The 18,672-nt window shown below is 35.6% G+C and carries 17 protein-coding genes; 11 read left to right on the top strand and 6 right to left on the bottom strand.

What is annotated here, in order from left to right:
• On the bottom strand, window positions 1–1,396 hold a 1,396-nt coding region (locus B0A67_RS21160; RefSeq protein WP_207557368.1), incomplete at its 3' end, for a DUF11 domain-containing protein.
• 1,367 nt (window positions 1,397–2,763) lie between these two features.
• Here B0A67_RS21160 and B0A67_RS21155 point away from each other — a divergent pair.
• Window positions 2,764–3,102: a hypothetical protein gene (locus B0A67_RS21155; RefSeq protein WP_072965090.1), complete on the top strand. Its 339-nt coding sequence runs from the start codon at window positions 2,764–2,766 to the stop codon at window positions 3,100–3,102.
• A gap of 218 nt (window positions 3,103–3,320) precedes the next feature.
• On the opposite strand, the gene B0A67_RS25060 is transcribed toward B0A67_RS21155, so the two are convergent.
• Entirely contained in the window at window positions 3,321–3,464 is a 144-nt protein-coding gene (locus B0A67_RS25060) for a hypothetical protein (protein ID WP_207557367.1), read from the bottom strand.
• Complete coding sequence (locus tag B0A67_RS21150; RefSeq protein ID WP_072965091.1) at window positions 3,464–3,667, bottom strand: SDR family oxidoreductase; 204 nt, start codon at window positions 3,665–3,667, stop codon at window positions 3,464–3,466. The genes B0A67_RS25060 and B0A67_RS21150 overlap by 1 nt, the downstream gene beginning before the upstream one ends.
• 1,258 nt (window positions 3,668–4,925) lie before the next feature.
• On the opposite strand from B0A67_RS21150, the gene B0A67_RS21135 reads away from it, so the two are divergent.
• The 5 genes from B0A67_RS21135 to B0A67_RS21115 all read left to right on the top strand — a co-directional run bounded on the left by B0A67_RS21135 (window position 4,926) and on the right by B0A67_RS21115 (window position 8,522).
• Window positions 4,926–5,615 carry a VIT1/CCC1 transporter family protein gene (locus B0A67_RS21135; RefSeq protein ID WP_072965094.1) on the top strand — a complete coding sequence of 230 codons (690 nt, stop codon included), beginning with the start codon at window positions 4,926–4,928 and terminating at the stop codon, window positions 5,613–5,615.
• 105 nt (window positions 5,616–5,720) lie between these two features.
• The gene (locus B0A67_RS21130; protein ID WP_072965095.1) at window positions 5,721–6,155 is read left to right on the top strand and encodes a thioredoxin family protein; all 435 of its coding nucleotides are present in this window, start codon (window positions 5,721–5,723) and stop codon (window positions 6,153–6,155) included.
• Window positions 6,156–6,195: 40 nt separating this feature from the next.
• Window positions 6,196–7,089 carry an FAD:protein FMN transferase gene (locus tag B0A67_RS21125; protein WP_072965096.1) on the top strand — a complete coding sequence of 298 codons (894 nt, stop codon included), beginning with the start codon at window positions 6,196–6,198 and terminating at the stop codon, window positions 7,087–7,089.
• Complete coding sequence (locus B0A67_RS21120) at window positions 7,086–7,319, top strand: DUF4266 domain-containing protein (RefSeq protein WP_072965097.1); 234 nt, start codon at window positions 7,086–7,088, stop codon at window positions 7,317–7,319. The genes B0A67_RS21125 and B0A67_RS21120 overlap by 4 nt, the downstream gene beginning before the upstream one ends.
• A gap of 18 nt (window positions 7,320–7,337) precedes the next feature.
• On the top strand, window positions 7,338–8,522 hold the full coding sequence (locus tag B0A67_RS21115; protein WP_072965098.1) for a DUF3570 domain-containing protein: 1,185 nt from the start codon (window positions 7,338–7,340) through the stop codon (window positions 8,520–8,522).
• Window positions 8,523–9,471: 949 nt separating this feature from the next.
• Here the strand turns inward: B0A67_RS21115 and B0A67_RS21110 are convergent.
• From B0A67_RS21110 to dinD, 3 genes are all read right to left on the bottom strand, one after another.
• Window positions 9,472–9,912, bottom strand: coding sequence for an aldo-keto reductase family protein (locus tag B0A67_RS21110; RefSeq protein ID WP_072965099.1), 441 nt, complete (start codon window positions 9,910–9,912; stop codon window positions 9,472–9,474).
• 96 nt (window positions 9,913–10,008) lie between these two features.
• On the bottom strand, window positions 10,009–10,431 hold the full coding sequence (locus B0A67_RS21105; RefSeq protein ID WP_072965100.1) for an MgtC/SapB family protein: 423 nt from the start codon (window positions 10,429–10,431) through the stop codon (window positions 10,009–10,011).
• Between the two features lie 41 nt (window positions 10,432–10,472).
• On the bottom strand, window positions 10,473–11,342 hold the full coding sequence (gene dinD / locus B0A67_RS21100) for a DNA damage-inducible protein D (protein WP_072965101.1): 870 nt from the start codon (window positions 11,340–11,342) through the stop codon (window positions 10,473–10,475).
• A gap of 264 nt (window positions 11,343–11,606) precedes the next feature.
• Here dinD and ppsA point away from each other — a divergent pair, with 264 nt between their 5' ends.
• The 5 genes from ppsA (at window position 11,607) to B0A67_RS21075 (ending at window position 18,670) form a co-directional block, all read left to right on the top strand.
• Complete coding sequence (gene ppsA / locus B0A67_RS21095) at window positions 11,607–14,015, top strand: phosphoenolpyruvate synthase (RefSeq protein ID WP_072965102.1); 2,409 nt, start codon at window positions 11,607–11,609, stop codon at window positions 14,013–14,015.
• 110 nt (window positions 14,016–14,125) lie between these two features.
• A complete protein-coding gene (locus B0A67_RS21090) occupies window positions 14,126–15,313 on the top strand; it encodes a PAS domain-containing sensor histidine kinase (RefSeq protein WP_072965103.1) in 1,188 nt (395 codons plus the stop codon).
• Window positions 15,310–16,359 carry a response regulator gene (locus tag B0A67_RS21085; RefSeq protein ID WP_072965104.1) on the top strand — a complete coding sequence of 350 codons (1,050 nt, stop codon included), beginning with the start codon at window positions 15,310–15,312 and terminating at the stop codon, window positions 16,357–16,359. Before B0A67_RS21090 ends, B0A67_RS21085 begins: the two co-directional genes overlap by 4 nt.
• A gap of 123 nt (window positions 16,360–16,482) precedes the next feature.
• The gene (locus B0A67_RS21080) at window positions 16,483–17,313 is read left to right on the top strand and encodes an ATP cone domain-containing protein (protein WP_072965105.1); all 831 of its coding nucleotides are present in this window, start codon (window positions 16,483–16,485) and stop codon (window positions 17,311–17,313) included.
• A 1-nt stretch (window position 17,314) separates the two neighbouring features.
• Entirely contained in the window at window positions 17,315–18,670 is a 1,356-nt protein-coding gene (locus B0A67_RS21075; RefSeq protein WP_072965106.1) for an MBL fold metallo-hydrolase RNA specificity domain-containing protein, read from the top strand.
• The last annotated feature ends 2 nt before the right edge of the window (window positions 18,671–18,672 follow it).

The raw sequence follows: 18,672 nt of genomic DNA, 5'->3' as shown, positions 1-18,672 counted from the left end.
TTCCACTGGTATAGGTTCCTGAAGCTGTGCTGGCACTTACAAAAGTATAGCCGGAAGGTAAAATATCCGTTACACTTACTCCTGTTGCAGCACTTGGACCTGCATTAGTTGCTGTTAAGGTAAAAGTAACATTACTGCCAACATTAGGCGTAGCGCTGCTTGCGGTTTTGGTTATACCAACATTAGACTGCGCAACCGGGGTTGGGGTAACACTAGAGGTATTATTTCCAGGTGTAGGATCTGCAATATCTGGAGATGCTATAGAAGCACTATTTAAATAAGGACCCGCAGCTTTTACCGTAGCAGTAATTTGCAAAGTTGGGGAAGAACCTATATTTAATAAACCAATATCCCAAACTCCTGTCGAGGAATTGTATGTACCAACACTTGGCGTAGCCGACACAAAAGTATAACCCGCTGGCAACAAATCAGTAACCTTGGTATTTGGTGCATTACCAGGACCAGTATTGCCTGCTGTGAGTGTAAAAACAACATTACTTCCCACGTTGGGACTTGGGTTATTTACAGTTTTAGAAATAGATAGATCAGCAGAAATTATACCCTCTACAATATCTAAAAAAACACCCGAATCATATCCCGAATCACCAGTGTCAGCAATTACAATTTTAAAAGTATAAGTGCCGCCAGGAGTTAAGCCGGTAATGGATTTCTTTATCGACTTTGTTATACCATTATGTTCTGTAAAAATCGGGAAAGGTCCTGGTTGAGGCGCTACATTCGAAATGTATTTACCTCCAACAATAGTTGTAACATGACCATTATTAATATAAAAAGCAGATTGAGAACCATCATATCCAGGAGCAGGCGTTGGCGGTGAATCGAATCCAGGAACACCTGCATTTACCTTATTTATTGCTGTGGCATTACCATTTGGCAATGTTGCGAAATTCTGAACTCCAGAAATACCTGGCCCTGAAACAAAAAAGCCAAAAGCATCATTATATTGGGTACCCACATAATTTGGATACTCTTCTGAACCAAATTGATAGCTAAAAAGTAGCCCTGAAACATTTGGTGCTAAAGTAATTGTAAAAGAATACGTCACTAAGTCGTATTTTGCATCAGGATCAACTGTAGATAAGTTGGGATCTGATAGAGTTGTAGCTCCAGCAGGGTTAAAACTTTTTTGAGGATCAGTATTTCTATTTGTTAATTCGAAAGGGGCATTTCCTGTACTAAAATACGCACCACTCGGTATTTCCAAACCAGCGCCACTAACTCCATTCGAAAAGACAGCAACTTGATTTGCACGCAATGTTGTAGCAGTTGCTGCTCCCGACAATGTTCCTCCAACAATTACTATTCCAGGACCATTTAAAGCACTATTTATCTGCAAATTTGATGGATTTGTTGTAATGGTAGCTTGAGCATACATTGAAGATGATACATTAAAAAGAAAAAAAACTATTATAAAATAAGATAAGTAATTAAATTGTAATATTCTCTTCAAACTTAATAGTACTTTACTAAATAGAAAATACAAAATCAATAATAAAATTTTAATTACAGAATTAATGAGTGTAAAATTATTCATACTATAGAAATTTTAATTAAAAATTGAACAAATTAATATACGAGATAAATTATAGATTGGTTTTAAAAAAAACTGACAAAAAAAAACTTAATATTATTTCATAAACTTACAAATTAAAATTTTACTATTTCAAAAAAATCCGACAAAAAAAATAACCACCATATTATAAACCTACAAAAATAAATAAACATTAAATCATTAAATTACAAATAAATTATTATTAAACTTAAAAATATCAACAAAAAATATTACAATCTAAAAACAATCCAACAAATAAAAACTTAATACCACATCATATACTTACAAATAAAATTAAAAAAAATAAAACTAAAAATGGAGATTCAATAACTAGAAAGATTACTAATTTAGTTTTGAATTAAAGATAAAAAACACACCTAGTTTTGTCACATCTGTAAGAATCAAGTATAAAAAATTTAAGCAATTTAAACGTTAAACCACCAATTTACGGAATGATTTAATCATTATCCCTAGTCCAACCACCTGACTCTTTCTCAGCATATATACAACTTCAATTCCACTCAAACTTCATCTTGCCGATTCAAAGTCTTTAAAGCCAAATCCATTTTGTATATATTACTTGATGAAACGATGGCCCTATTTTACAATATTGTTGTAATATTTACACTGACGTATTTTAATATTTGACAACAAATGATTCTTATATTCTTTGATAACTTCAGCATTAGGAACGCTTTTATGAATATTTATTACTTGTGGTCTGTAGTTATTACTAATTGCTTTAATTAGAAATGACTAAGCCGTTATTCCTGCATTTTTCTGATCAAAAGAAAATCTACCATATTACCTAATTTATATACTATATAAACAACAACAGATCCATTTACTTTTATATAGATCTCATCCAATCTCCAGCTCGCTCACACTCTGGATTTTCTCTTCTTCAACTCTGACTCAATAAGAATGTATAAGCTTATAAACTAACGTTGGATTGTAGCATGATCTACAAATCGCTCCTATAATCTTCATTATAGATTTTGGATAGCTACGACATGTAATATCCATTTTTTGTTAGCCTCAAAGATAAAAGGCATCCCAAATGCGACAAAACCGAAAATTTTACTTGTTAACTTTTAATAGTTTTGCATAGTTTTGCATAGTTTTTCTTTCTGAATCCCAAAAAAAAAGACAATTCTCGAATCATTTATAGCTGATTTGAAAAAACTAGAATGAAACAAATCATTAAATTAAATCTAAAAATCATTACGAAAAACGTATACCCAGATAAAGAAGACAAGCGTCTAATAATTTCTTGTCAAATGTGGACTCTCTATCATCGCTTCCTTTTAAAACTGTTTCACTTGCATAGTGTTCCATGTATAGGTATTTTAATACAGCTCTACTGTGGAGAGACCTTAGTATATATTGTCTTTAAAAGACTTGTAAGTGGATATAGCTCGCAACTGCTATTGTCATCCCAAACTTTGCGCCAATCTTTGTATGACTTTTTTTTTGTAATTGCAGCGGATAATACTCATGTAGCAATTGAAAGAACTACTCAAGGGTAAGGTTACTTTCCGGAGAAGCTATCAGGTTAAATTTATGTCCAATAGCATCCGGGGGTATTAGAAATATGAACGATAGATTTTACCATGTAATCTAATGCAATCAAGCCTTCACGAAGTTCTTTAAGATCAGGATATATATTGTGTTTCAAACACAGTTTTACTAATCCTGCCCACCATTGGTAGGGTGCACTGGCTCCAGTTGTCCCATGACACATTGCCTAACCTAAACGGTACGCAACAACCGGCAATCCTTTTGAGGCAGCGAGATCTGTAATTTCTTCCATTACATACTTGCTGCGAACATATCCAATGTCTTTACTAACAGCGAGGATATTCTGTTTGATGTCATCCTTTTCAGTCATTATTGCTTTATTTGTAAAGACATTTCCCAACTATAAACAGACATGGTGGATAAAAGAATCAAACATTTAAGTTTATTGTGTGCTGCAAAGTGTACAATCTCGTGTAGAACATCGACACTTGTAGCTTTCATGTACGAATCAGGTTGAATAAAATTTACAGAACTGGCTGAATGACAAATGACATCTATAGTATCTGCCAGCATATCGAATTATTTATCCGGCTAATCTAAGTTTTTTTTTTGTTATATCTCCAATTACCGCCACAATCCGAGTGTTAATGAATAGTCTACTAGGATATATGCAGTGCCGGATTTTAAAATACCTTAGATTAAAATTACAAACTCAATAGAACGGTTTAAATAAACAGCAACAAGAGATCATGTACTTATGTCAATAGACAGTAGATATTCAGTCACTTTATTACTTTCCTCATCCCATTTTTGATAAGTGACACTGTCATTATTACACATAATTGCTGTATTATTCTTATACTTACATACAGTTTCTCTAGACAGATCAGGCAATGCAAAATATTCAGTGTTTAAGTGGCCTGTATTATTAAAATATAAAAAAATGACTACCATTAATCATCTTCTGTCAAAATCGACTGATTATCGGAATTTTTCTTAAGACGATCAGCAAATACCGGATATCTCCCTTAAAAAATTCACTAAATAAAACATTAAAATCATTGTTCTATAATATAAACTCAAGCATATTTAATATGCTCACTTTAAATTAAAAGTAGGTGTGATCCAGATCTGATGTTCAATCTAGATCGAAAAAGGATAATCAATTTGTCGATTTTTTCCAATCAGGTTATAGTTTAAAAAAAATCCTGCAATCAATTGAAATTACAGAACACATAGGACAGTAGCCATCTTCCAAAACTACTTCATGCATACTGATAATATCTAATGAAATACAGGATATTATAAAAAATCATGATCTTAAAAACCTGCTCGACGTACACTAGTAAATAGAACTATACTCTATTTTTTAGGTTCTGTCACATCTGTCAGAATCAAATATACGAATTTAAGCAATTTAAAAGTTAGTACGCCAATTTACAAAATGATTCAAACATAGTTATCCTATTCCAGACAACTGATTATTTCTCAGCATATGCATAACTTCAATTCTACTCAATAATTGTCTTACCGATTCAAAGCTTTTAAAACCTAATCCTTTTTGTACGCGCCACTTAATAAAATGATCGTTGTGGTACCAAATCGCGACATGTTAAATGAAATAAAGAAATATAGGGATTCAATATCCCGAATTTCATTTGTTACAAACACAAATGCAAAGCAGATTCATATTTATGATAGGAATGAGTGGAAAAGCGCTACACAAAACAAAACAGCATTACAAATAAGACAGTTTCTAAAAACTAATTTTGGAGGCGTCCCAAAAATCGCTGAAGATCCGGATTGGATTAAAATACTATAAATTAAAATTATGCACGTTGAAAATCATTATATCAATAGAAGCGGATGGCTCAGGGCAGCAGTTCTGGGGGCAAACGACGGAATCTTATCCACGACCAGTTTAGTCATTGGTGTTGCGGCAGCGAGTGTAACCAGAGAACCTATTTTACTGGCGGCCGTAGCAGGTTTAGTAGCCGGTGCGCTTTCTATGGCAGCTGGTGAATATGTATCGGTAAGTTCCCAGTCTGATGTAGAAACTGCAGATTTGAAAAGAGAAAAAATCGCTCTTGAAACCCTGCCGGAAGAAGAACTGGAAGAACTCACCGATATTTACATTCAAAGAGGATTAAATAAAGAACTGGCCAGGCAGGTTGCCATAGAATTAACGGCTCATGATGCCCTTGAAGCCCATGCGCGTGATGAACTGGGAATTAATGAAATCACACAGGCCAATCCTTTAACTGCTGCCTTTGCATCGGCAGTTTCGTTTATTATTGGAGGTTTATTGCCGCTTTTGGTGGCTATTTTTGCTCCTATAAAACAAATGGTATTTTACCAATACGGTTTTTCAATACTCTTTTTGGCACTATCAGGAATACTGGCAGCAAAGGCTGGCGGATCACATATTTTAAAAGCAATATTGCGCATCTGCATCTGGGGTACTTTTGCCATGGTAATGTCAGCACTCGTAGGCTATCTTTTTGGTGTTCAGACCGCTTAGTGAATAGTTTTTTTGATTTAAAATTTAATCGAATCTTAAGCAAGTAAAAAAAATAAGATACCCAACAATTCGTTATTTCGTATATATCTAAAAACAAACTGCAAAATGAAACTAATTACAATGTTCCTTTTAATGACAGTGCTTCCAATCAACTGGGAACCTGACTTTAATAATGCAAAAAAAATGGCAAAGGAAAAGCATGAATTAATTCTACTGAACTTTTCCGGTTCAGACTGGTGCGGGCCTTGTATTGTGACGCGCAGAGACTATCTTGAGAGTCAAAAATTCACCGATATGGCAAATGAAAATCTGGTACTCGTTAATGCTGATTTTCCAAGAAAAAAGAAAAACATTGGAACTCCCCAGCAAGTAAAGCGAAACGAGGATTTAGCCGAAATTTACAATAAAGACGGTAGTTTTCCATTAACCCTGCTTCTTGATGCGGATGGAAAAATACTTAAAACCTGGCACGGAAAACCTGAAACTACACCTGATGAGTGGACTGCCGAAATAAAAGCGATCTGTGATAGTAAAAAGTAACATATTGAAAAACCAAAAATATTCCGAGTCCCTAAAACTCATGGGGAACAACTTTACTATTACTGTTGTGGCTGAAAATGAGAAAACCGGAAATGAGAATATTAATCTTGCTATCGAAGAAATCAGGCGAATTGAAAAACTTTTGACTACTTATAAAGAGGACAGTCAAACCAATCTCATTAACAACAATGCCGGAATCAGGCCTGTAAAAGTAGATCTGGAAGTTTTTAATCTTATCGAAAGATGTATCGGGATTTCAAGAATTACCCAAGGTGCATTTGATATTTCTTATGGAAGTATCGACAAAAGTCTATGGAATTTTGACAAGGCAATGACCAAACTACCGGACGCCGAAACGGCACTCAAAATGGTACATCTTATTGATTATAGAAACATAATTCTGGACAAGGAAAATACCACTGTATTCTTAAAAGAAAAAGGAATGCGGATTGGTTTTGGCGGTATCGGAAAAGGATATGCTGCTGAAATGGCAAAACAAGTACTTTTAAATCATAATGTGCAGAGCGGCATTATTAATGCAAGCGGCGATCTTTCGGCCTGGGGATTACAGCCAAATGATAAGAAATGGACTATTGGCGTAGCCGATCCTGATGCTCCAAATGCAGCATTTTCTTATATGGAAATATCCAATAAAGCAGTGGCAACATCTGGGAATTATGAAAAGTTCGTAACTATTAACGGCAAAAAATATTCGCATACCATTGACCCAAAAACAGGGCTGCCAATAACCGGAATAAAAAGCGTGACCATTATTAGCGGAAACGCTGAATTTGCAGATGCAATGGCAACTCCAATAGCGGTTATGGGTATTAAAGCAGGCTTGTTTTTAATAGATCAAATACCCGATCTATATTGTATAATAATCGACGACAACCACAAAATTTACACTTCAAAAAACATTAACCTGAAATGAAAAAGCCAAAACAAAAAGCGCTCGTACTATTCTGCAGCATTGCTTTTACGGGCATTCTACTCACCTCCTGCACATCGGTAAAAGAATACCAGAAAGGAAAAATCAACGATTCTGAAATGGTCCTTTCCAATAGAAAAATCGAAAAGACAGAACTTAGTTTTCAATCCTACCGAGAAGGAGCTTCCGGAGCAAATTCAGGAAAAAGCGGCGGTGGCTGTGGCTGTAACTAATTTTCATAATAGTATAAAATGAAAAGAATATTCATTACAGGATTTGCCTTACTGGCATTATTTCAGGTAAGAGCACAAAATGTTCCTACTGATTCTACCAGCTATAAAAGCAGAAAATTAAAACTCGAGGAGGTAAATCTTGTTTCCAGCTATTACAAGCAGGACGGAAACAATTCAGCTGTTACCGGGGGGATTGGTTCTGAGCATCTTACCGACATTGCAAACACGATAGATGTTAAACTGGTAAAATACGGAGAGACCGGAATCAAACATACTTTTGATATTGAAGCTGGTATTGATCATTATACCTCGGCATCATCAGATATGATTGATTTGAGCGCCAATTCATCTGCATCCTCTTCAGACAACCGCTTCTACCCTTCTCTAACTTATCTGAGAGAAAACGAAGAAAAAGGAAGAACACTGGGAATTGGCGTTTCATCATCGACCGAATTTGATTACCAGTCTTTTGGAGGAAACATTAGTTTTTCACAAAAAACAAAAGACAGAAACGGAGAATTTACAGCTAAGTTTCAAACTTTCATTGATCAGTTAAAACTAATTGAACCCGTTGAACTTCGTTCTCCCGGTCAGGAAGGTTACGGAAGCGCAAACCGAAATACTTTTGCAGGAACTTTGAGTTATTCTCAGGTGGTAAACAAAAATCTTCAGGTAATGCTTGTAGGTGATGTTATCAGCCAAAACGGTTATTTAAGCCTTCCTTTTCACAGAGTTTATTTTGCAGACGGATCAGTGCATCAGGAAAAAATGCCCGATACCAGACTTAAAATTCCACTTGGAATCAGGGCCAGTTATTTCTTGGGAGATAATGTAATTATTCGCGCCTATTACAGATATTATACCGATGACTGGAGCTTAAAGGCCCATACCGCTGATCTTGAAATTCCGGTAAAATTAACCCAGGCATTTTCAGTGAGTCCGTTTTACAGGTATTATACACAAACAGGAACGAAGTATTTCAAACCTTACGGAGAACATACATCTGCTGATGAATACTATACCAGCAACTATGATTTGTCTAAGTTCGACAGCAGTTTCTTTGGAATGGGAATGAAATTTACTCCCCTTAATGGAATTTTTGGTCTTAAACACTGGAATACCTTAGAGATACGTTATGGACATTATACAAGGACTACTAATATGACATCTGATATTATAAGTATCAACATTAAATACAAATAGTTAAAAACTTAATTCAAAATTACATTGATTAAAAAACCACCAAAGTCGTTTGACGATGGTGGTTTATAATTTTAGATAATCAGTGCTCTTTTATTTAGGAATCATTTTATTCAGGAATTGAACAAACTTTCAAAAAGAACTATGGTAATTTTGATCTATTAGGAAATTGGAAGGGATACCTTTCTTGCCATAAAAAGCTAAGACGATTTTAATGCTACTCTCATATAAAAAAAATAAAGTTAGATACAAATTTACATCAATCCCCAACAGGACATCCAAACCAAATTCGTAAAGCCACTGAAAGTCATACCCTCCAGTAGTAAGCCAATCTCTTCAAATGTTCCATAAATTTTGTTGAAATTTGTCCTGTTCCTGTCACCACACTGCCAAAAGGCGCCAATTGAAGACAATTGACGCCTTTTTTTATTATACTTTACTAATTTATTAGTCTAAAGAGCCGCAGTATGGTATATTTTATTGCATAAGTATAAAAAGTTGCGTTTAGTAGAGCTGAAAGGCAGGTTCCAATGTTTAGATTCTTCATTAATTTTTTGCTGAAATTAATAATAGCTTTAAGAGAATTGCGGCATATGGTATTAAAACAAAAGTGAGTATTTACTAAAAATACAACAATTGGCTTCCAATATACAGTCCTCCAAAGACAAAATAGGGCTCTCCAGCAGCTCTAGCTCCGATTGCTTCGCCAGTTCGCTTCGCTCGTGTGCAGTGAAAATTCTTTTTTGCTGGGGTTTGGCACAAAAGATTGGAACGTATAGCTGGAAAAAGCTCCTAAAAATAATATATACAATTGACGATGCTGACCACTCCAAATTAAATTCCGGCAGCAGAGCAGCTCTTAACCCCCGATGAAGTTAATACCCCATTATTCAAGGCCTGTAGAACTCTGCCCTGCTTTCGTAGAATCAAAAAAAGAAATTAGCAATACGCCCTATTTCAACTGTTTTAATGCATCTTCCAGTTTATATTTCTCCCGCATATAGTCTTCTTCCAATGAGTCAATGGTAAACTGCAGAGATGGGTCATACTGTTTAATACCACCTGCAAATTCTTTAGTAAATTTCACTTTTTTCTTTAATAGGTCAAGCTGCTGCTGAGCCTCTTCAATGCATGTATTCAGGTACTCGCGCTCATCCTGCGGATGAGATTCTACTTGCTCTCTCCGCTGCTCAATAATCAGCTGTGCCGATTTAATTATACTGTCAGATTCTCTGTTTAATAAGAGCCACTTTCTAAGCAGATTATCATTGATACCAGACATTTCAGCTGTATCTATCTCCATACCATTTTCATTGGAATCTCCTGAGTCCTTCTTCTGGCAGCAATATAGCAGTATAATAATAACAGCTAGTATGTAGAACTTTGTTTTCATAGTATTACTTTTTAATTTTTTCTGTGTGTATTATTGTAAAGCTGATTGCCGGCTAGTCTCATTCATTAATTTAAAAAAAAGGAAATCTCTATATACTTATTTTCTGTTTCGCAGCCATTGATCTACAGGTTCAAGAATGGCATTTACAATCGCAACTAAGAGTGTACACACTAATGCTTCTATAAAATACCCCGAAGCGGCAATACACCCAATAGCGGCACTGCACCAAATAGTGGCCGCAGAGTTTAAACCATGTACATTTGGTCCTTGTCTAAAAATAACTCCGGCTCCCAGAAAGCCAACTCCCATAACCACCTGGGCAGTAATTCGGGTAACATCAATATTTGAATCTGCTGCTGACACTTTTATAGACAATAAAACAAAAGCAGCAGCTCCGGCTGCTACAAGCATATTTGTAGTAAGCCCCGTTTCTTTATGGTGCCATTGTCTTTCAAAACCAATAATTAATCCCGCTATTAAGGCTGCTATTAATCGAAATAAAAATTCTGTTGTACTCAAAACTATGTGTTTTTTAATGATTAGATCTTTACTCTTTTCATCTATTGGACAGTTTTTCTTTTGCTGTTTTTTCTGGTTTTCAGTTCTTTATCTTTTTTCTCTGCGAAAGAAATATCCTCAACTACCGGCATATGTTCCGGTAAAGTATTTCCGGTATCTTCCAGTGCTTTACGAACTTTTAATCCCACAGCAAAGTGAACACTATTGGCATCAACAATATCATGTACATTATCATTTTTAAGTTTCTCTGTGGTTTGTGTAACACGAAATAAATTGGCTGCTAATTCATCACTGTCCATATGATCCAGAATATTTTCATTAGGATCAAGATGTCTGATCTCATGGATCGCTTTTACATCTAATCCTCCGTAAAGTCCTCTATAGCCATGGTTCTGAAAAAAGGCATAATCTGAAGGTTTTGTTATGCCCGCTTTTTGGGCTGCTCCTGCAAGCTGAAGATTTCTTTTAGAGAGTTCCTCACGAAGAAAAAGCCTTCTGTCCTTTACTCTTTTTAAATTTTTATGCTTCTTTTGATGACTCAGTTCTTGCAAACGAGTCTGCGTAGCAAAATAGGCTTGTGCCAAAGCAACGGGTTTCAAATTTGGATCTCCATTTTGAATTGCCAGATAACAGCCATAACGCGATAGTTTTATATCACCCTTGTTTCTTTGTAAATCATCACCCACTGATTTTATCGGACCAACATCTTTAAAATGTAGACCTGTTTCCTGACCAGCATTAATACAAACTGCTTTTGCCTTATCAATCACCTTCAAAAACAAACTGTATTTAGAATAATCCAGCAATTTAGCAAGTTCCATGGCACTCCAGTATTCATTACTCGTTTTATCTTTTTTTCCAAGTTTTTCAAAAACGGATATATTGTTCTCTTGTGATTTTTTTGTTTTCATGTTGTCCTTTTTTCAATTATAAAACTTCTAAAACCTAATTTTTCAGAATATCATATTCATCTTAATTTTTTGTCATATATAATCTTATGTAACAAATGTCATTTATTGTTTAGTACTGTGAAATGATCTGCATCACATATTAGAAAGTCGTTAACCTCTAAAAAAACGTATTAAATGATTACCATCATTTCTAATAATTATGCATCAACTTATCTTTATTAGGAAAATTAAAGCCATAAATACCAGATTTTAAAAGCAATGAAAATGGAAAAGTATATCTTAAAATTTAATCAGATAGGGATTAATGATATTAGTAAAGTAGGTGGCAAAAATGCTTCATTGGGCGAAATGTATAATAATCTTATTGTTCAGGGAATAAGGATTCCAAATGGTTTTGCCATTACAACAGCTGCTTATAAAGACTTTATAAATTATAATAAGTTAAGCGCTCCATTAGATGAACTTATGAAACTTCTGGATAAGAAAGATTTTAACAACTTAAATGAAATTGGTTCAAAAGCCCGAAAGTTATTACTCGATGCAAAATTTCCGCTGGATCTTCAAACTGCAATCTCAGCCGCTTACACAAACTTATCTAAAGATAGTGATCTCACTGTTGCGGTAAGAAGCAGTGCTACAGCCGAGGATCTGGCCAATGCGAGTTTTGCAGGACAGCACGATTCTTTTTTAAATATAAAAGGAACCATGCCGCTTATATATGCCGTTAAATGCTGTTTTGCATCACTTTATACAGACAGAGCGATCAAATACAGACAGGATAAGGGTTTTGATCATGACAAAGTATTTCTTTCTGTAGGGATTCAGCAAATGGTTCGTTCAGATTTAGCCTGTTCCGGAATAGGTTTTACACTTGAACCCGAGTCAGGATTTCGGGATTTGATTCATATTGCAGGTACCTGGGGTTTGGGCGAAACAATTGTTCAGGGAACTGTAACTCCGGATGAATTTCTTGTATTTAAAACTTCTCTTAAAAACAATAAAAAAGCCATTCTGCAAAAAAATCTAGGGACAAAAACAAAAATGCTTATTTATAATGAAAATTCAGCCGGTATCAATTCGACTGTTCTAAAAGTAACTCCCAGAAAATGGTGCAGTAAATTTGTCCTTCAGGATACTGAAATTGAAAAACTGGCCAGATGGGCGCTTATTATAGAATCTCATTATAATAAACCAATGGATTTTGAATGGGCCAAGGATGGTATGAATGGTGAGATGTATATTATTCAGGCCAGACCTGAAACTGTTCATTCTTTAATAAAACCCTTATCGATCACTTCTTATAGATTAGAAAAAAAAGGAGAAGAAATCATAACCGGTGAAGCCATAGGAAATGCGATCACAAGTGGTATAGCCAAAATATTGCGCACTCCAAATGAGGCCACACAATTACAAGAAGGAGATATTCTTATCACTAATTTTACTAGTCCGGACTGGGATCCCATTCTTAAAAAAGTAGTGGGAATTGTCACAAATAAAGGAGGAAGAACAAGTCACGCTTCTATAGTAGCGCGTGAACTTGGAACTCCTGCTATAGTAGGAACAGAGAATGCCACCGAAGTAATTAAAGATGGTGATGTAATTACAATAAGCTGTGCTGAGGGAAAAACAGGATATGTATATAAAGATAAATTGAAATATGTTCCAACAACCACAGCGCTTGATGAAATTAAACTGCCTGGAAAACCAAAAGTCCAGCTTATAGTTTCTGAACCCGGGAAAGCTTTTGAACTTTCATTTTATCCTAATGATGGCGTGGGATTACTTCGTATTGAGTTTATTTTAACTCATAATGTTAAGGTACATCCCATGGCGCTCATTCATCCCGAAAAAGTAACTGATACAACTCAAAGCACAGCGATTAATAAACTCACGGAAAATCATGACAGCAAAGCAGATTACCTCATAGAAAAACTATCACAGGGTGTGGCAACAATAGCCGCCGCTTTTTATCCTAAAGAAGTTATTGTGAGAATGAGCGACTTTAAAAGCAATGAATATTCAGGTCTTCTGGGAGGGTCATTTTTTGAACCTCAAGAAGAAAACCCAATGCTGGGTTTTCGGGGTGCTTCCCGTTATTATCATGACAAATATCGTGAAGGATTCAGACTTGAATGCCAGGCTATGAAAGTGGTTCGGGATGATATGGGCTTAACCAATGTAAAACTCATGATCCCGTTTTGCCGTACTCCTGAAGAAGGAAAAAAAGTCATTGCTATAATGGAACAATACGGTTTAAAACAGCATGAAAACGGACTTGAAGTATATGTCATGGCAGAAATACCATCAAATGTTTTACTGGCAGAAGAATTTTCGGAAATTTTCGATGGTTTTTCCATAGGTTCAAATGATCTTACGCAACTCACATTAGGTATTGATCGTGATTCTGAATTAATTGCCGATCTCTTTGATGAAGAGAACAAAGCTTCTAAAAAGCTTATTCTTCAAATGATACAGACTGCTAATAAAATGAATCGAAAAATTGGGCTTTGCGGACAGGCACCAAGCGATTCGGCAGAATTTACAAAGTTTTTGGTCATGGCGGGAATCAACAGTATTTCATTTAATGCTGATGCATTGGTAAATGGTATTAAAAATATAAACTCAGTTTTAAAAAATGATATTACCGAACAGAAAAATGCATATACCTCTTAGAACATGATTTTACAAACAAACCAATATTTCTTTAGCAAAAATTAAGTCTCTAATAAATTGGTTATCAAAAACATTTTGCGACATTTGTCAGACCAAAAACCGATTGCGACATGAAAAATCAAGCACTTTTAAATGCAATTATTGATAACGCAATCGATGGTATCATTACAATAAACGAAAAGGGAATTGTAGAATCTATAAATCCTTCAGCCTGTCGGCTTTTTTTATATGATCCAGAAGAAGTTATTGGAAAAAACATTTCTTTTTTAATGCCTTCTCCTGACCGGGAAAAGCATGATTCTTATTTAGAGAATTACAAAACTTCGGGAATTCCGCATATTATCGGTCATGACAGGGACGTTTTAGGAAGAAAGAAAGACGGTAATATATTCCCGTTCCGACTTGGAGTGAGTGAAGTTAAATTTGAAGGAGAAAGAATTTTCGCTGGTTTTATTCATGATATGAGCCATCAAAAAGAAGCGGAAAACAGGCTCATGCAATATACACAGCATTTAGAGGAACTGGTAAAAGACCGCACCGCTACCCTAAACGAAACTATTGATGCCTTAACTCAGACAAAAGAAGAAGTCAGCACTACATTAGAAAAAGAAAAAGAACTTCACAAAATTAAGAGCCGTCTTTTATCCATGGCTTCCCATGAATTTAGAACGCCACTCAGTACCATTCAGCTTTCTACCTCCTTAATTCAGCGTTATGCTGAAAGTGGAAATAATTCAAAGATTGATGCTCACATAATCAAAATAAAAAGTGCAATAGCAAATCTTACCGGAATACTGGATGATTTCCTGCTTCTTGAAAAAACGGAATCAAATAAAATTACACTGCAAATATCCTGTTTTGACCTGCAGGATTTTATAAAGGAAATTATTGGAGAATTAAAAATGCTGACCAAAAAAAAACAGAGAATTGTAAGTATTCCGAACGCAGAGATCACTTTAGTAAAATTAGACAAAAACCTGCTCAAAAACTGCATTATCAATCTGGTTTCTAATGCTATTAAATATTCTGGTGAAGAAACTGAAATTGAACTTTCCACAGCAATGACGTCCAGCACTATAATTATAAATATCAAAGATAATGGCATTGGTATACCTGAGGAAGATCATGAACATCTATTTGAAGCTTTCTTTAGGGCTCACAACACCGGAAACATACCGGGAACCGGTCTTGGACTACACATTGTTTCAAGATATGTGTCACTGATGAATGGTGCAATTTCTTTTGAAAGTGCAATTAATAAAGGAACTTTATTTACTATTGAACTACCGCGTTTATGACTAAAATACTTATTATTGAAGATAACGACAACATTAGAGAAAATGTTGTTGAAATACTGGAACTCTCCGGATATGAAGTTTTTGGAGCGAACAATGGGAAAACCGGGGTTGAAATTGCGCTTAAAATGAAACCAGACATTGTACTGTGCGATATTATGATGCCCGAACTTGACGGGTACGGCGTGCTGCATATCCTCCAAAAGAATCCTGAAACACAGACAATCCCCATTATATTTTTAACTGCCAAAGCAGAAAGAGTTGATATAAGAAAAGGTATGGAATTAGGTGTTGACGATTACCTTACTAAACCTTTTGATGATTTGGAACTGCTTCGCGCTATTGAAGCCAGACTAAAAAAAAGAGAATCACAACAGTTGTTTTACGGACAAACTCCTGAAAACCTCAACTCTCTTATTTCAAAAGAAGACGGACTATTAAAACTCAAAGAAATCATGCTGGAGCGCAGCACCAGATCTTATAAAAAAAATCAATATATTCATTATGAGGGCGATCACGTAATAGGCATTTACTACATCATAAGCGGAAAAGTTAAGACCGTAAAACTTACAGAAGACGGTCGTGAGCTTATCACAGGAGTTTACAAAGAGAATGATTATCTGGATATCAGTATTTTATTTTCTAATGATACCTATAACGATACTACTATTGCTCTGGAAGATACTATTTTGAGTTTTCTGCCAACAGAACAACTCGATAAACTTCTTTTTCTTTATCCGGATGTAGGGGCAAAATTCATTAAAATTCTCGCTAATGATATGAGAGAAAAAGAGGTTCGTCTTTTGCAGATAGCTTATATGTCGGTGCGAAAAAGAATTGCCCAGGGTATTGTGCACTTATTGCTGCAGCATAGTGCTGACGGATCGAGTATCAAATTCAGCAGGGATGATCTCGCCGCTTTTTCCGGAACTTCTCCAGAAACAGTGAGCCGTACTTTAAGTGACTTTAAAGAAGAGGGACTAATTGAGAAAACAGCCAGTACCATTCACGTACTTAACTTAGATAAACTCAGTAAAATAAAGAACTAATCTTTCATTATGATGAAGATCATTTTCTTAAGTGATTTTCATCATCCCTTATCTGGACAATCTGCTATAATTTTGGTAGAACAATCCTATACTTTTTAAGTAATCGGGATCAACTACTAAATTATGAAAGTAATTAAGCACTCAGGGCATGTTGTTCCTTTCGACATAGAAAAATTAAGGCTTTCTCTTCAAAAATCCGGTGCCCCCCCTGCCCTTATTGAGGAATCACTCACCCAAATACAAAACCAAATGTATGAGGGCATAACGACCAAACAAATCTATAAAATGGCATTTGCTATTTTAAAAAAAGCCTCAAATGGCAATGCTGCGCGCTATAATTTGCGTTCTGCTTTACAAATGCTTGGCCCGGCCGGTTTTTTCTTTGAAAAATTTATTGCACGATTATATACTGCCGAAGGTTTTAAAACCAAAACCAACCTAATCCTGCAGGGAAAATGTGTCTCGCATGAGGTAGATGTACTACTAAAAAAAGAGAATCTAATTTCGATGATTGAATGTAAATTTCACAGCAGCAGAGAAGGTTCCTCAGATGTAAAAGTTCCCATGTATATTCTTTCTCGTTTTAATGACCTTAAAGTGAAACAACATAATCTTTTTTCAAACCATGAAACTATTAATTCCTGTATTATAGTGACCAATAACCGATTTACCAAGGATGCTGAAAATTTCGCAAACTGCAGCGGAATAAGCCTTTTAAGCTGGGATTATCCTCGAGACAACAGCATTAAAAATAAAATTGACAAAGGGGCGCTCTACCCTATTACCTGCCTCACTACATTATCAATGGTAGAAAAAGAAAAATTGCTAATTCTGGATCAAATACTGGTAAAAGATCTTACTTATGATTCTAATAATCTTCATAAAATTGGACTTAGTGACAACCGGGTTCGAAATGTATTGAAAGAAGCTTCACAAATTTGTAAACTTATCTAAAATGAAAATAAAATTTATAGGAGGTTCGGGAACCGTAACAGGCTCAAAAACACTCATAGAAAGCAATGGCATTAGAATATTGGTTGACTGCGGGCTCTTTCAGGGGCTTAAAGTACTCAGGGAACTCAATTGGGAACCCTTGCCTATTTTGCCCTCTACAATAGATTATGTGCTGCTAACGCACGGTCATCTGGATCATTGCGGCTGGCTGCCCAGACTGGTCGCTCAGGGATTTAGGGGAAATATATATTGCACCGGTCCAACTAAAGCTGTGGCAAAACTTGTTCTTTTAGACAGTGCCAAAATTCAGGAAGAAGAAGCCCATAAAGCCAACAAAGAACATTATTCTAAACATGAAAAAGCAAAACCTCTCTATACGGTAGCTCAGGCCGAAGCTGTTTTTCCGTTTTTTAAAGTCATTCAGCCCAATATATCTGTAATAATAGCCAATGATATTGCTGCCGTTTTTTCAACTGCAGGACATATTATAGGCGCCTGCAGTATTACGCTGACTCTCGAAAACAAAACTTTAGTTTTTTCCGGTGATATAGGTCGTGATGATGATGTATTAATGTTTGCTCCAAGAAAACCTCTAAAAGCAGATTATATCTTCCTTGAAAGCACCTATGGGAATCGTCTTCATCCTGATCTTGACGTAAAAAAAGAACTTGAGGCCTATATCAATACTACGATCGAACAAAAAGGAACTGTAATTATTCCAGGGTTTGCCGTTGAAAGAGCGCAATCGATAATGTATCTTTTATGGCAGCTTAAAACAGAAGGAAGAATTCCAAATGTTCCCTATATTCTTGACACTCCTATGGGCGCCAGTGTACTTGATGTTTTTCTGGAAAATATGCAGTGGCATAAACTCTCTGCTAATGACTGTCATGAAATGTTCAAAATGTTCAGAATCGTTTCTGAATTCGAACAAACCCTGCGCATTATTGAAGATCCTCAGCCAAAAGTAATTATTGCGGCAAGCGGTATGGTTACCGGCGGCCGCGTATTATCTTATTTTGAAAAATACATAGGTCTTGAAAAAACGACTGTTATAATTGTAGGCTATCAGGCAGAAGGTACCCGAGGAAGAAAGCTCTTAGAAGGAGCTGATGAAATTAAAATATATGGAAAATATTACACGGTTGAGGCCAAAATACATCAAATAGAAGGACTCTCTGCCCATGGTGACCAGCAAGATTTAGTCAATTGGCTTTCTGCCCTTCAAAATGTTCCAAAATGCATCTATTTAGTACATGGCGAAAACCTTCCAGCAGATGAATTGCGCACCAAAATTCAGGATCGATATGGGTATAAATGTAGTATTCCACTCATGGGAAGTGAAATAGAAATTTAAAT

The organism is Flavobacterium aquidurense (genome assembly GCF_002217195.1).
Classification (GTDB): domain Bacteria; phylum Bacteroidota; class Bacteroidia; order Flavobacteriales; family Flavobacteriaceae; genus Flavobacterium; species Flavobacterium frigidimaris.
The sequence above is the reverse complement of the archived record's forward strand: the minus strand, read 5'-3'. Positions and strand labels throughout refer to the sequence as shown.

What these genes read in the sequence shown, in the direction of transcription:
- B0A67_RS21155 (WP_072965090.1), top strand. Translation starts at nt 2,764, where the DNA reads ATGAAACAAATCATTAAATTAAATCTAAAAATCATTACGAAAAACGTA.
- B0A67_RS25060 (WP_207557367.1), bottom strand. Translation starts at nt 3,464, where the DNA reads ATGACTGAAAAGGATGACATCAAACAGAATATCCTCGCTGTTAGTAAA.
- B0A67_RS21150 (WP_072965091.1), bottom strand. Translation starts at nt 3,667, where the DNA reads ATGCTGGCAGATACTATAGATGTCATTTGTCATTCAGCCAGTTCTGTA.
- B0A67_RS21135 (WP_072965094.1), top strand. Translation starts at nt 4,926, where the DNA reads ATGCACGTTGAAAATCATTATATCAATAGAAGCGGATGGCTCAGGGCA.
- B0A67_RS21130 (WP_072965095.1), top strand. Translation starts at nt 5,721, where the DNA reads ATGAAACTAATTACAATGTTCCTTTTAATGACAGTGCTTCCAATCAAC.
- B0A67_RS21125 (WP_072965096.1), top strand. Translation starts at nt 6,196, where the DNA reads ATGGGGAACAACTTTACTATTACTGTTGTGGCTGAAAATGAGAAAACC.
- B0A67_RS21120 (WP_072965097.1), top strand. Translation starts at nt 7,086, where the DNA reads ATGAAAAAGCCAAAACAAAAAGCGCTCGTACTATTCTGCAGCATTGCT.
- B0A67_RS21115 (WP_072965098.1), top strand. Translation starts at nt 7,338, where the DNA reads ATGAAAAGAATATTCATTACAGGATTTGCCTTACTGGCATTATTTCAG.
- B0A67_RS21110 (WP_072965099.1), bottom strand. Translation starts at nt 9,912, where the DNA reads ATGAAAACAAAGTTCTACATACTAGCTGTTATTATTATACTGCTATAT.
- dinD (WP_072965101.1), bottom strand. Translation starts at nt 11,342, where the DNA reads ATGAAAACAAAAAAATCACAAGAGAACAATATATCCGTTTTTGAAAAA.
- ppsA (WP_072965102.1), top strand. Translation starts at nt 11,607, where the DNA reads ATGGAAAAGTATATCTTAAAATTTAATCAGATAGGGATTAATGATATT.
- B0A67_RS21090 (WP_072965103.1), top strand. Translation starts at nt 14,126, where the DNA reads ATGAAAAATCAAGCACTTTTAAATGCAATTATTGATAACGCAATCGAT.
- B0A67_RS21085 (WP_072965104.1), top strand. Translation starts at nt 15,310, where the DNA reads ATGACTAAAATACTTATTATTGAAGATAACGACAACATTAGAGAAAAT.
- B0A67_RS21080 (WP_072965105.1), top strand. Translation starts at nt 16,483, where the DNA reads ATGAAAGTAATTAAGCACTCAGGGCATGTTGTTCCTTTCGACATAGAA.
- B0A67_RS21075 (WP_072965106.1), top strand. Translation starts at nt 17,315, where the DNA reads ATGAAAATAAAATTTATAGGAGGTTCGGGAACCGTAACAGGCTCAAAA.